Here is a 12,540-nt window from a genome sequence, read left to right on the forward strand (position 1 = left end):
GCCGACTGCGCCCATGTCAGTCGCAGTGGTCGAAGTCGCTGAAGAACGACTTGTCGTTGATCGAGCCGCCCCACTTGATGCACGCCTCGGCGGCCTGGGCGCGGACCGGGCCGACGTAGTCGATCGACGAGGTGTTGTCCTGTGTCGGGCCCTGACCCTCGACCTCCAGGTAGGCCGACATGGGCGAGTTCTCGCCGATCCCGGTCAGCTTGACCGTGACCACGCAGTCCTCGTCGCTGTCGTCGTTGTGGAGCAGGTACACCCGGCCGCTGGTGCCGCCGCCGCGCAGGTTCTTCTGGTCGACGACGTCGAAGCCGTCGCCGCAGGCCGCGACCGGGTCCTGGGGTTCGGCCTCCGGCTTGGCCGTCGTCGGCTCGGGGGCCGGCTCCGTCTTCGTGGTCCGGCCGGGCTTGGGGGTTTTCGTCTTGTCGGTCCCGCCCGGCTTGGCGGTGGGTTCGGTGGTGGTGTCACCGCCGTTCAGGGCGTCGTACGGGCTGGCGCCGGCGCCGTCCGAGCCACCGCCGGTCAGCGACGGCCAGGCCACGGCCGTGCCGACGCCGCCCACGCCGACCAGCACAGCCGCGACAGCCGCGACGACCATCGTCCGGCTGCGCTTGGCGGGTCCGGGGTCGGGTGTGCCGGCGCCGAAGCCCCCTCCGCCTGTGCCGCCGCCCGACCCGCTCGCCGCGCCCGGGCGCGGGACCGCGGCGGCGCCGGAGACGGATGCCGAGGCCGACGAGTTGAATCCGGTCTGCGGGGCTCGGCCGGCCTGGGCGCGACCCGGCTGGAAACCACCGGCCTGCGCACCTGACGGATAGCCGCCGTGCGCCCCCGGCGCACCGCCCTGCGCCCCGGGTGTGGCCTGTGCGCCGGACGGACGGCCGCCCTGCGCTCCCGGCTGGAAACGGCCCTGCGCGCCGGACGGGTAGCCGCCCACCTGCGTGGGCGGGTAGCCGCCGGCCGGGGCGCCGCCAGGGTAGCCGCCACCAGGGGCGCCGCCAGGGTAGCCGCCACCAGGGGCGCTGCCGGGGTAGCCACCGGCCGCGGCGGCGCCCGGGATCGGCATCCGGCCCGAGGTCTGGCCTGGCCGCGGGCCCGCCTGTGCCCGGCCCGAGCTGGGGAAACCGGCGGCCGTCTGACCGGGCCCGCCGTTCGGCCGGTACGGGCGCGTCTGCTGCGGCGGCGCCCCGGACGACCCGCGCCCCGGCGAGCGGGCGGCCGAGGCGAGCTCGGCGGCGCTCGCGAACCGCTGCGCCGGCTCCTTGGCCAAGGCGCGCAACACCAGCGCGGCCACCGGCGGGGGCACATCGGGCGGCAGGGCGGGCAGTTCCCCGTACACCAGTTGGGTCAGCACCTGCAGCGGGTTCTCGCCGACGTACGGCGGGCGCCCGGTGAGGCAGCAGTAGGCGACCGCGCCCAGCGCGTACACGTCGGTGGGCGGGCCGATCGGTTTGCCCTCGGCCTGCTCGGGCGCCATGTAGTTGGCCGAGCCGAGCACCACGTTCGTGCCGGTCAGGCCGTTCGCCGTCTCGGAGCGGGCGACACCGAAGTCGACCAGCACGATCGCGCCGCCGGGGCGTACGAGAAGGTTGGCGGGTTTGACGTCGCGGTGCACGATGCCCGCCTCGTGGGCGACCTGCAGCGCGTCGGCGACCTGGGCCACGACCGTCATCGTCTCGGCCGGGGAGAGGCGGCCCGCCTGCTCGATGCGCCGGGACAGCGGGATGCCCTCGACGAACTCCATCACCAGATAGTCACCGTCGGGGGTCTCACCGTAGTCGTACACCTGCACGATGCCGGGGTGACGCAGCGCGGCCATCATGCGTGCCTCGGTGCGGAAGCGGGTCACGAACTCGCGGTCGGTGCGCAACGCGGGGAGCATCACCTTGATCGCGACCGGGCGGTGCAGCATGACGTCCTCGCCACGCCAGACCTCACCCATGCCGCCTGCGGCGAGGCGCTGGGTGAGGCGGTAACGGTCGCTGAGCATGGCTCCGGGGGCAAGCACCCGATCATGTTACTCAAGCCCCGAAACGGCCCCGCCCAGCGCGGCCCGGCCTTCACGCTGGGGCTTGAAGGCCGGGCCGCGGGGGTGGCACCGGACGGGCGAGGCCTGCTGGGTCAGGCCGTCCGAGCCGGCGCCGGTTCGGGGGCGGCGGGGGCGGGCTCCTCCGCGGACGCGTCGTCGTCGTCGAGCATCGTCGACTCGTCGAAGGGGTCGTCGCCGGCCAGGACGGCACGGGTCTTCTCGCGGTCGATCTCGCCGGTCCACGTGCCGATCAGCACGGTGGCGACCGCGTTGCCGGCGAAGTTGGTCAGGGCTCGCGCCTCGGACATGAAGCGGTCGATGCCGACGATCAGGCCGACCCCGTCGACCAGTTCGGGGCGGTGGCTCTGCAGGCCGCCGGCCAGGGTGGCCAGACCCGCTCCGGTGATGCCGGCCGCGCCCTTCGAGGCGATGACCATGAAGACGAGCAGCGAGATCTGCTCGCCGACCGAGAGCGGCTGGTCGAGCGCCTCGGCGATGAACAATGACGCCATCGTCAGATAGATCGCCGTGCCGTCCAGGTTGAAGCTGTAGCCGGTCGGGACGGTGATGCCGACCACGGGTTTGCTGACACCCAGGTGTTCCATCTTGGCGATCAGCCGGGGCAGCGCCGACTCCGACGAGGACGTCGACAGGATCAGCAGGAACTCGCGGGCCAGATACTTCAGCAGCGAGAAGAGGTTGATCCGGGTGAACACCCAGAGGATCGCGCCCAGGATGAGGAAGACGAAGATCGCGCAGGTGACGTAGAAGCCGAGCATGATCTGGGCGAGGCTCTTCAGCGCGTCCACGCCCGTCTCACCGACGACCGCCGCGATGGCGCCGAACGCGCCGATCGGAGCCAGCCACATGATCATGGCGAGGATCTTGAAGACGAGCCGCTGGATGACGGTGATCGCCCGCAGGACGGGTTCGCCGCGGCTGCCCATGCCCTGCACGGCGAAGCCGACGAGCAGCGCGACCAGCAGCGTCTCGAGCACCTCGCCGTCGGTCAGCGACGAGAGCAGGCTGTTGGGGATGATGCCGAGCAGGAAGTCGGCCAGCCCTTCCTCGCCGCCGCTCCCCACCGCTTTCTGCCCGGCCGCGGCCGCCGCGGGGTCCAGGTGCAGGCCGGAGCCGGGGTGCACGATGTTGCCGACGATCAGGCCGATGGCCAGCGCCGCGGTCGACATGACGAGGAAGTAGCCGAGGGCCAGACCGCCGACCCGGCCGACCTTGGCCGCCTGCCGGATCGAGCCGACGCCGAGCACGATGGTGCAGAAGATGACCGGGGCGATCATCATCTTGATCAGGTTGACGAACCCGGTGCCGATGGGCTTGAGCTCCTTGGCGACGTCCGGTGCGACCAGTCCGACGACGATGCCGGCCAGCACCGCGGCGATCACCGCCAGGTAGAGGTAGTGGGTTCTGTCCCGCCGGACCCGCGGGGTGGGGCTCTGGGTCTCCATGCCGCAGACTGTGTCCTGCGTCTCACCCCGAACGCGACCTTGTGTTCATTCTGTTTACCGCGGAGAACCGGACCGGAACATGCCGATCACATGGGGCCTCAGGAAGAAACGGGCCTGGAGCATCGCGCGCCAGTTGTTCGTCTGGCAGGTGCTGGTGGTGACCACCCTGGTCGCGATCGGCACGGCGGGCGCGGTGCGGCTGGCCCAGGAGGACACCGAGCAGGCAGCCATCGACCAGGTCATCGGCATCGCGCAGGCGGTGGCCCGCTCCCCCACGGTCATCGCGGCGGTGCGCGACCAGAACCCGTCGGAGGTGCTCCAGCCGTACACCGAAAGCGTCCGCCTGGCCACGGGCACCAACTTCATCGTCGTGATGGCCCCGGACCGCACCCGCTTCACCCACACCAACCCCACGCTGATCGGGCAGCCGTTCATCGGCTCGATCGACGCCGCGCTGCGGGGCGGCACCGTGATCGAGAAGAGCGTCGGCACGCTGGGCGAATCGGTGCGCACGGTGGTTCCGGTCACCGACAACACCGCCGTCATCGCGCTCGTGTCGGTCGGGATCACCACCGAGGCCCTCAACCGAAAACTGCTTTCCCGTACGCCGGCAGTCGCGTTCCCGACAGCATTGGCGCTGCTGATCGCGGCTGCGGGATCGTGGTTGCTCAGCCGCCGCCTGCGCCGCCAGACCCACGGGCTCGGGCCGGCCGAGATGACCAGGATGTACGAGTACCACGACGCGGTTCTGCATTCGGTGCGTGAGGGCCTGCTCGTGGTCGACCGGGCGGGACGGGTGACGCTGGTGAACGACGAGGGCCGCCGGCTGCTGGGACTGACCGGCGACGCACCCGACATGCCGGCCGGGGTCGACCTGCCACCCGAGATCAGCGATCTGCTCGCGTCGCGCGCCCCGGTCGCCGACGAGCCGGTGCTGGCCGGTGACCGGGTGCTGGTGGCCAACCAGCGGGTGATCCGTTCCGAGGGGCAGGTCGTCGGCACCGTCCTCACCCTTCGCGACCACACCGAGCTGCGCACGCTGACAGGCGAGCTCGACTCCGTACGCGGTCTCACCGAGGCGCTGCGGTCGCAGGCCCACGAGGCCGCGAACCGGCTGCACACCGTCGTGACCATGGTCGAGCTCGGCCGCACCGAGGAGGCGCTGCGCCTGGCGACAGCCGAGCTGGCCGTGGCTCAGCAACTGACCGACCAGGTGGTGGGGGCGGTCAGCGAACCCGCCCTGGCCGCGCTGCTGCTGGGGAAGTCGGCCCAGGCCGCCGAGCGCGGCGCGCAACTGGTGATCGACGAGGACTCGCGGCTCGCCGACACGACGCCGCTGCCCAGCCGTGACCTGATCACCGTGGTGGGGAACCTGGTCGACAACGCGCTGGAGGCGGTGGCCGGCGTCGAGCCGCCGCACGTGGTGACGGTGCTGGTGGTCGAGTCGGACGGCGAGGTGCTGGTGCGGGTCGGCGACACCGGGCCCGGCCTGCCCGCCGAGGCGTTCGCGCGCGGCTGGTCGACCAAGGCGCAGGGGCGGGGGCTCGGGCTGGCGCTGGTCAGACAGGTCGCCGACCGGCACGGCGGGAGCATCGAGGTGTCCGCCGGTCCGGGCGGAGGAGCCTTGATCACCGTACGGCTTCCCGTCCCGGCAACCGCAAGCGGCCCGCGGCCGGGGACAACGTGAGCGGCATCCGCGTGCTCGTCGTCGAGGACGAGCCGCTGCTGGCGGAAGCCCACGCGGCGTACACGGGAAGGGTTGAGGGTTTTGAGGTGGCCGCCGTCGCGCACACCGCGCAGCGGGCGATGGCCACGCTGCGCTCGACGCCGGTCGACCTGGTGCTGCTCGACCTGAACCTGCCCGACATGAACGGCCTCGAACTGACCAGGGCCCTGCGCACGGCCGGTTTCGGCACCGACGTGCTGGTCGTGACGTCGGCCCGCGACCTGGCGATGGTGCGCTCGGCGGTTTCGCTGGGCGTCACGCACTACCTGCTCAAGCCGTTCACGTTCGCAACCTTCCGCGAGAAGCTGCGCGGCTACGCCCGCTACCGCGAACAGCTGCTCGCCGTCGAGCAGGTGGCGGCGCAACACGAGATCGACCGCGCGTTCGCGGCGTTGCGCGGCGCTTCCCCCGACTCGCTGCCCAAGGGCCTCGACCAGGGCACCCTCGACCTCGTCCTGGGCGTGCTGCGAGCCCTCGACGGCAGCGGCACGCCCGGCCTGTCGGCGGCCGAGGTCGCCGCCCGGATGGGTGCTTCCCGCGTGACCGCCCGCCGCTACCTGGAACACCTCGCCGAGACCGGCCAGGTCAACCGCAGCCCCCGGTACGGCGGTCCGGGCCGCCCCGAGGTCGAATACCGCTTCGCCCAGCGCTGACCCGTGTCAGAGCCCGATCGGCTGGCCGTGGATCGCATACTGCGCCACCTGCTCGACCAGAACCCAGCAGACCGCGCTGCCACCGGCCGCCCCGGCGCCGGCTCCGAGCAGGACAGGCCATGCCCGCCACAGGCGATGGGCCGTGGCGAGCCAGACGAGCACACCGAGCGGCAGCCCGATCATCAGCAGCTCCCCCAGCCCGAACGCGGCGAAGAACTCGCTGCGCCCTCCCGACAGCCACCACGGCCGGGCCACCGCCGCCCGAGCCAGACCCTGCCCCGCGAGCAGCCCGCAGGCCAGCCCCAACGCACCGGCAGCGATCGCCGGGTTGTTGCGCATCGTCAAGCCGACCTGTCCCCGGTCGACCTCGCCACCCTCACTCACCGTCGAGCCGGACCGCCCGCGATCGGCCTGCCCACCCTCACCCGCCGCCGAGCCGGACTGTTCCCGGCCGGCCCTGCCGTCCTCACGCGACCTCAGGCCGAGATGTTCGTGTTCGGTCAGCCCGTCTCTTCGCACCAAGCAGCCCAGAATCCCGAGAACAACGCCGGCGACGACCGACCCCGCCACCCACACGGCCGTCATCAGCCCGACGTCGAGAAGCCCCTCCGCGACAACGCCGCCCGCCATCCAGCGACGGGTCCCGACCAGGATGAGTGAGTAGTAGACAACGGTCGCCGTGATCAGCAGTGCCGTGGACCGCCGGACCGCGGCGCCGGCACCGTACGGAGTCGACCGTGCAACCAGGAAGCCCGCCAGCCCCCACGCGAAGCCGCTGCTGGTCAGCACGACCATCAGGCGGCCGGCCGGACCGTCCACGAAGTCGGCCAGGAAGGCGGACAGCCCGAGCAGAGCCGCCACCAGCACCGTCCCACCCCTCATCGGCCAGCGCCGATCCACTGCCCTCACCCCCCGTACGCCGTCAGGGCGGCCGGCCGCCCTGGGTGACGGAGACCGTATCGCCGGGCCGGGGAAGGCGGGGCGGGGGTGGGATTTGGGCGGTGCGGTGACCGGGTTCGATCGGATATGGAATTCTTTCCGGCTATGACGACGCCTCAGCCGCCTGAGCAGTCTCAGCCCGCATCGGTTCCCTCGCCGGCGCCGGGCGCGCCCGCGGCCGACAACCCCTGGAAGCGCCCGGCGGACGACGCCGGCCCCGCGCCGGACCGGCAGGAGCCCGCCGCTGGAACGGCCGCGAACCACCTGCAAGCGGCCGGCGCTGAAACGACCCCGAACACTCCACAAACGCCGGGCGCTGGACCGACCCCGAACAACCCACAAACGCCCGGCGCTGAAACGGCTGCGAACACTCCACAAACGCCCGGCGCTGGGACGCCTGCGAGTGACCCGCAAGCGCCGGGCGCCGGGACGGCCTGGAATGCCGCACAGGCGCCTGCGGCGGAGACGGCCGCCGGCTACGCGCAGGCCGGGCCGGGCCCCGACGAGGGCGCCGCGCCCGCGGCCTTCGGCGGCCGGCCGGAGAACACGGCGTGGACCGGTCCCGCCCCCGCATGGCCCGACCAGGGCGTGCCGTTCCCCGAAGCGAGCAACGCACCGCGCGGGCCGCGGCCGTTCCTCATCGGAGGCGGCGTCGGGCTGCTGGCCGGGGCGCTGGTGGTCGGGATCCTGTGGGCGGCCAGCTCGTTCGTCGGCGGTGGTGGCGACGACGACGCCGGAGCCGACGCCGACGCGGCCTGTGGCGTGTTCGAGCGGCTGCCGGACGAGTGGCAGGCTCAAACGCTGACCGAGCAGACCACGTTCCAGCTCGGCGGCGCCATCTCGCTGGCCCAGGCCGCCGGGCGGGCCGACGACGACTACCGGGTGCTCGCCGCGCAGGCCCAGCAGGTGCAGCAGGCCGTGGTGACCTTCGACCTGGGCCGGGTGGCGCAGCTCGTGGTCGACGTCCGCAACACCTGCGACGAACTCTGAGGCCGGGGTGCACGCCGACCAGCTCGACATCTCCCCGGCCACGGCCCGCGCGCTGATCGACAGCCAGTTCCCGCGGTGGCGCGGCTTGCCGTTGCGCGGGCTCGCCACCCAGGGCACGGTCAACGCGATCTTCCGCCTGGGCGACACGTTCACCGTACGGTTCCCGCTGCGCCCGCGACCCGACGCCCGCGAGTGGCTCGAACGCGAGGCCGCGGCCGCCCGCGAGCTGCTGGGCCGTACGCGATTCGCCACCCCCGAACCGGTCGCGCTCGGTGATCCCGGCCCCGGCTACCCCCTGCCCTGGTCGGTCCAGACGTGGCTACCCGGTGTGGTCGCCGGCGACCAGACGCTGGGTGATGATTTCGCGCTCGATCTGGCCGAGTTCATTTCCGCCGTACGCGCGATGCCCACCCACGGGCGCACGTTCTCCGGAACCGGCCGCGGCGGGGAGCTCAAGTCCCAGGACGACTGGATGGAGACCTGTTTCCAGCACAGCGACCCCTCGCTGCGCCGCGTCTGGGCCGAACTGCGCGAGCTGCCCCGCGGCGACACCCCCGACACGATGACCCACGGCGACCTGATCCCCGGCAACGTCCTGGTCACCGGCGGCCGCCTCACCGGTGTCCTCGACGTGGGCGGTCTGTCCCCCACCGATCCCGCCCTCGAGCTGGTCAGCGCGTGGCACCTGCTGGAGGACGGCCCCCGCCGCACGCTGCGCGAGGCGCTGAACCCCGGCGACCTGGAGTGGGAACGGGGCAAGGCATGGGCTTTCGCGCAGGCGATGGGCCTGCCCTGGTACTACGCCACCACGAACCCGGCGATGGCCGAGCTCGGCCGCCGCACGCTGGCCCGCATAACCGGCTGAGCTCACCGCACGACAGTGGCGCGATCATCGGGTGACAACGGCGGCTGCGCTCGGTGGGCAAGCAACGACGTACAGCGGCCACAGGTTTTGACTTGGACCACATCGGATGATGGGGTGGTGATCATGAAGGGTCAGGTTGTGCACTCCCCCGCCGGCGAGCGGATCGTCCTCGACGACGTCGGGCAGACGGTGCTGCTGGACAACGAGCTCGTACGGGTGTGGGACGTCGCGCTGCCACCCGGGCAGACCCACCCGTGGCATCTGCACCACAACCCGTACGTGGTCCTCTCGATCTCGGGTTCCGAGGCGCGGATGGACTGGCTGGACGGCAGCGAGCCGCGCTTGCTCAACGAGTACCGCGGCGGGTCGGTCTATCGGCCGCTCTCGCCCGTGCACCGGCTGACCAACATCGGGTCACGCTTCTATCAGAACCGGCTCGTCGAGCTCAAGGACCTGGGCGAGAACAGGCCCGAGCCGCTGGACATCGGGCCCGGCGACCGCAGCGTCGAGGGGCAGCGGCCCGGCCCGGCCACCGGCGACGGGCGGCTCCCGGTCATCCTGCACCCGCACGTGAGCGTGTGGACGGTCGAGGTCGGCGGGGACGAGGCCCGCAAGCTCGACCTGAGCGCCCGCCCGCACGTCATCGCCGAGCTGGCCAGGAACGGCGCGGTCGCCCACCACCCCGGCGGCCCGCTGACCCTGACCGGTCCGGGCGAGTGGTTCGTGCTGGAACTGACCTATTGATGCTCGGCGGCGCGGCGCAGGCGGTCGGCCAGGACGGCGCAGCGCTCGCGCAGGTCGGGTGGGTCGAGCACCTCGAAGTCGTGGCCGAGCAACGTCATGTGCATGAGGATGAAGTCGAGGTTGCCCGCGCCGCTGATCACTTCGCAGGTCGTGGCTGTCCTCTCACGCACGACCGCCGCCGAGGCCGGGATCAGTGCGCGGATTGTCGCCATGGGGGCCCGTACGAGGAAACGGGCCTGATACTTGTAGACGCGGCTGGATACGCTCTCCTGCACGAACGCCGCCGCTTCCGGAACCGCCTCCCGACGCTTGAAATGCCACGACTTTTCCGAGATCTCGGACATGCGGTCGACGCGGAAGGTGCGCCAGTCGTTCCGCCCGACGTCGAAGGCCAGCAGATACCACCGCCGGTCCGAGGCAACCAGGCGATAGGGTTCGACCTCCCTGAGCGAGCCACCGGCGACGGCCCCGGATGAGCCATCCGCGACCGCCCCGGACGGGCCATCGGTGACGCGCCCGGTGCCCGAGGGGCGCGCGTACACAAATTGGACAAGAACCTCGTCCCGGCAGGCCCGCGCCAACGTCGTCAGCGCCTCGGAGTCGACCGCCGGCCGCCCGCCTCCGAAAGAGGACACCGACCCGGCCAGCGCCCGCACCTCATGCCGGAGCCGGGTCGGCAACACCCTGTCCAGCTTGGTCAGGGCGCGCAGGGCGGCATCCCCACTCTCCGCCCCCGCCAGCAACGCGACCGCCGTGGCGATGGCCTCCTCGTCGTCGAGGAGCAGCGGCGGCAGGTCCTGCCCCGGCCCGAGCTGATAACCTCCCCCCACCCCCTGCCCCGCATGCACCGGATAACCCAGAACCCGCAGCCGCTCGACATCGCGCCGCACCGTACGCGTCGTCACCCCCAGCCGCGACGCCAGCTCGGGTCCGGTCCACAGCCGGCGCTGCTGCAGGAGGCCGAGCAGCGCGAGCACCCGCTCGGTCGTCCCCATGTCGTCCACGTTCTCAGTCTTTCAGAGATAGCGGACCGATCCTGTCCTCGTTCCGTGGCAGGGTGAGGCGCATGGACGGATTCAACTGGAACCGGACGCTGCGCGAGCAGTGGGAATGGCACTGGGACAACCAGGTGCGGGCCCGCCTCGACGGCCTGACCGACGACGAGTACTTCTGGGAGCCCGCACCCGGCGCGTGGAGCGTGCGCCCCCGCGGCACGTCGACCGCGCAGATGCAGGGCGGGCGGGGCGACCACACGATCGACTTCGCTTTCCCCCAGCCCGACCCGCCCCCGATGACTACGATCGCGTGGCGGCTCGGGCACGTCATCGTCGGGGTGCTCGCCGTCCGCAACGCCGCCCATTTCGGCGCGCCCGCCGCGTCGTACGAGGATTGGGCGTACGCGGGAAATGCCTCCGACGCCCGCAAGCAGCTCGACGAGCAGCTGAAGGCGTGGCTGGCCGGCGTCCGAGGTCTGGGCGAGGACGGGTTGCGCCGCCCGTGCGGTCCCGCCGAGCCCTACCCCGACCTGCCGATGGCCGCCCTCGTGCTGCACATCCACCGCGAACTGATCCACCACCTGTCCGAGGTCGCCCTGCTGCGCGACCTATACCTGAGGAAGGTCACCCGATGAGCCGCACGATCCAGGTCACGTTCGACGCCCACGACCCCAGAACGCTGTCCATCTTCTGGCGCGACGCCCTCGGCTACGTGCACCCCGGCCCGCCCGGAGTCACCGTCGCCCCCGGAACCGACCCGCTCGAAGCCTGGGACGAGTTCCTCGAACGCAACAACGTCCCCCTCGAACGCCGCAACGCCGCCTCCGCCCTGGAGGACCCCGACGGCACCGGCCCGCGCCTGTTCTTCCAGCAGGTGCCCGAGGACAAGGTCGCCAAGAACCGCGTCCACCTCGACGTCCGAGCCGCCCCCGGCCTCGACGGCGACGACCGCATGTCCGCCCTCGAAAAGGAATGCGACCGCCTGGTCTCCCTGGGCGCCGAGCGGGTCAGCCGTTCCGAACCCGCCCCGCCCATGAGCGCCGGTTTCATCGTCATGACCGACCCTGAGGGAAACGAGTTCTGCCTGGACTGAGACCGAAGATCCCGTACGCCTCGTCACCTCGGACAACCGCACCGGCCCCGAACCGGGGTCTTCGGCCGGCCTGAGCGGGGCTCCAGGCCGTAGCGCCCGCACGGGATGGCGCATGGCCAATACCCCACAGCAGGCGCTGAATGAGCGGCCGGGCATCCGGGTACCCGCGGTCCATGTTCGAGGGATTCAAGGATGAGCGGATCGACGTCGGCGAAGTGACACTGCGGGTGCGCCACGGCGGGGAAGGGCCACCGGTGCTTCTGATCCACGGCCACCCCCGTACGGGATCGACCTGGCACGCCGTGGCCCCGCGCCTGAAAGAGGCCGGGTTCACCGTTGTCTGCCCGGACATGCGCGGCTACGGCCAGTCGAGCAAGGCCGCGATCAAGGACGACCACGGACAGCAGTCGAAGCGGGCAGTGGCCGGCGACATGGTGCGGCTCATGCGGACGCTGGGGTTCGAGCGGTTCGCCGTCGCGGGGCATGATCGCGGGTGTTACGTCGCCCTGCGGCTGGCCCTTGACCATCCTCAGGCCGTACGGCGTCTGGTTGTCATGGACGGGGTGCCGATCAGCGAGGCCCTGGCCCGGTGCGACGCGAAGTTCGCGACCGCCTGGTATCACTGGTTCTACTTCGCCCAGCCGGACAAGCCGGAACGCGCCATCAACGCCGACCCGGACGCCTTCTATCAGGGCACGCCCGAGCGGATGGGCGCGGAGAATCACGAGGAGTTCCGGGCTGCCACCCGCGACCCCGGCACCGTACGGGCGATGCTGGAGGACTATCGGGCCGGGCTCGGCGTCGATCACGAGCACGAACTCGCCGACCGCGGGCAGGGCCGCATGATCACCTGCCCGACGCTGTTCCTCTGGTCGACGCGGGACGACATGGAGGACCTGTACGGCGACCCACTCGCGATCTGGCGCGAATGGGCCGCCGATGTCCGCGGTGTGCCGATCGAATCCGGTCACCACATGGCCGAGGAGAACCCGGCAGCGGTGGCTCAGGCGCTGCTCGGGTTCATCCCCGGCTGACGGCGG

The 12,540-nt window shown here is 71.8% G+C and carries 12 protein-coding genes; 8 read left to right on the forward strand and 4 right to left on the reverse strand.

Going from position 1 to position 12,540, the window contains the following annotated elements; genetic code table 11:
- Positions 1-16 precede the first annotated feature (16 nt).
- A complete protein-coding gene (locus tag C8E87_RS44770; protein ID WP_203720561.1) occupies positions 17-2,008 on the reverse strand; it encodes a serine/threonine-protein kinase in 1,992 nt (663 codons plus the stop codon).
- 113 nt (positions 2,009-2,121) lie between these two features.
- Complete coding sequence (locus tag C8E87_RS38440) at positions 2,122-3,495, reverse strand: cation:dicarboxylate symporter family transporter (protein WP_133878271.1); 1,374 nt, start codon at positions 3,493-3,495, stop codon at positions 2,122-2,124.
- 79 nt (positions 3,496-3,574) lie between these two features.
- Between C8E87_RS38440 and C8E87_RS38445 the strand changes: the two genes are divergently transcribed.
- Together C8E87_RS38445 and C8E87_RS38450 are read left to right on the forward strand one after the other, a co-directional pair.
- Positions 3,575-5,182, forward strand: coding sequence for a sensor histidine kinase (locus C8E87_RS38445; protein ID WP_133878272.1), 1,608 nt, complete (start codon positions 3,575-3,577; stop codon positions 5,180-5,182).
- Positions 5,179-5,874, forward strand: a complete 696-nt coding sequence (locus C8E87_RS38450) for a response regulator (protein ID WP_133878273.1) — start codon at positions 5,179-5,181, stop codon at positions 5,872-5,874. Before C8E87_RS38445 ends, C8E87_RS38450 begins: the two co-directional genes overlap by 4 nt.
- Before the next feature lie 6 nt (positions 5,875-5,880).
- Here the strand turns inward: C8E87_RS38450 and C8E87_RS38455 are convergent, their stop codons facing one another.
- Positions 5,881-6,774, reverse strand: coding sequence for a hypothetical protein (locus C8E87_RS38455; protein ID WP_133878274.1), 894 nt, complete (start codon positions 6,772-6,774; stop codon positions 5,881-5,883).
- Between the two features lie 627 nt (positions 6,775-7,401).
- On the opposite strand from C8E87_RS38455, the gene C8E87_RS38460 reads away from it, so the two are divergent.
- The 3 genes from C8E87_RS38460 to C8E87_RS44775 all read left to right on the forward strand — a co-directional run bounded on the left by C8E87_RS38460 (position 7,402) and on the right by C8E87_RS44775 (position 9,412).
- Positions 7,402-7,803 carry a hypothetical protein gene (locus C8E87_RS38460; protein WP_133878275.1) on the forward strand — a complete coding sequence of 134 codons (402 nt, stop codon included), beginning with the start codon at positions 7,402-7,404 and terminating at the stop codon, positions 7,801-7,803.
- A 7-nt stretch (positions 7,804-7,810) separates the two neighbouring features.
- Positions 7,811-8,668, forward strand: coding sequence for an aminoglycoside phosphotransferase family protein (locus C8E87_RS38465; RefSeq protein ID WP_133878276.1), 858 nt, complete (start codon positions 7,811-7,813; stop codon positions 8,666-8,668).
- Between the two features lie 123 nt (positions 8,669-8,791).
- Positions 8,792-9,412, forward strand: coding sequence for a cupin domain-containing protein (locus C8E87_RS44775; RefSeq protein WP_203720560.1), 621 nt, complete (start codon positions 8,792-8,794; stop codon positions 9,410-9,412).
- Here the strand turns inward: C8E87_RS44775 and C8E87_RS38475 are convergent.
- Positions 9,406-10,407 carry a helix-turn-helix transcriptional regulator gene (locus tag C8E87_RS38475; protein WP_133878277.1) on the reverse strand — a complete coding sequence of 334 codons (1,002 nt, stop codon included), beginning with the start codon at positions 10,405-10,407 and terminating at the stop codon, positions 9,406-9,408. The two genes, C8E87_RS44775 and C8E87_RS38475, sit on opposite strands and share 7 nt — an antisense overlap.
- 71 nt (positions 10,408-10,478) lie before the next feature.
- Here C8E87_RS38475 and C8E87_RS38480 point away from each other — a divergent pair, with 71 nt between their 5' ends.
- From C8E87_RS38480 to C8E87_RS38490, 3 genes are all read left to right on the forward strand, one after another.
- On the forward strand, positions 10,479-11,042 hold the full coding sequence (locus tag C8E87_RS38480) for a DinB family protein (protein ID WP_133878278.1): 564 nt from the start codon (positions 10,479-10,481) through the stop codon (positions 11,040-11,042).
- Positions 11,039-11,500 (forward strand): VOC family protein, encoded by a 462-nt coding sequence (locus C8E87_RS38485; protein WP_133878279.1) that lies wholly within the window; start codon positions 11,039-11,041, stop codon positions 11,498-11,500. The genes C8E87_RS38480 and C8E87_RS38485 overlap by 4 nt, the downstream gene beginning before the upstream one ends.
- A 173-nt stretch (positions 11,501-11,673) precedes the next feature.
- On the forward strand, positions 11,674-12,534 hold the full coding sequence (locus tag C8E87_RS38490; RefSeq protein WP_133878280.1) for an alpha/beta fold hydrolase: 861 nt from the start codon (positions 11,674-11,676) through the stop codon (positions 12,532-12,534).
- Positions 12,535-12,540: the final 6 nt, after the last annotated feature.

The organism is Paractinoplanes brasiliensis (genome assembly GCF_004362215.1).
Lineage (GTDB): Bacteria > Actinomycetota > Actinomycetes > Mycobacteriales > Micromonosporaceae > Actinoplanes > Actinoplanes brasiliensis.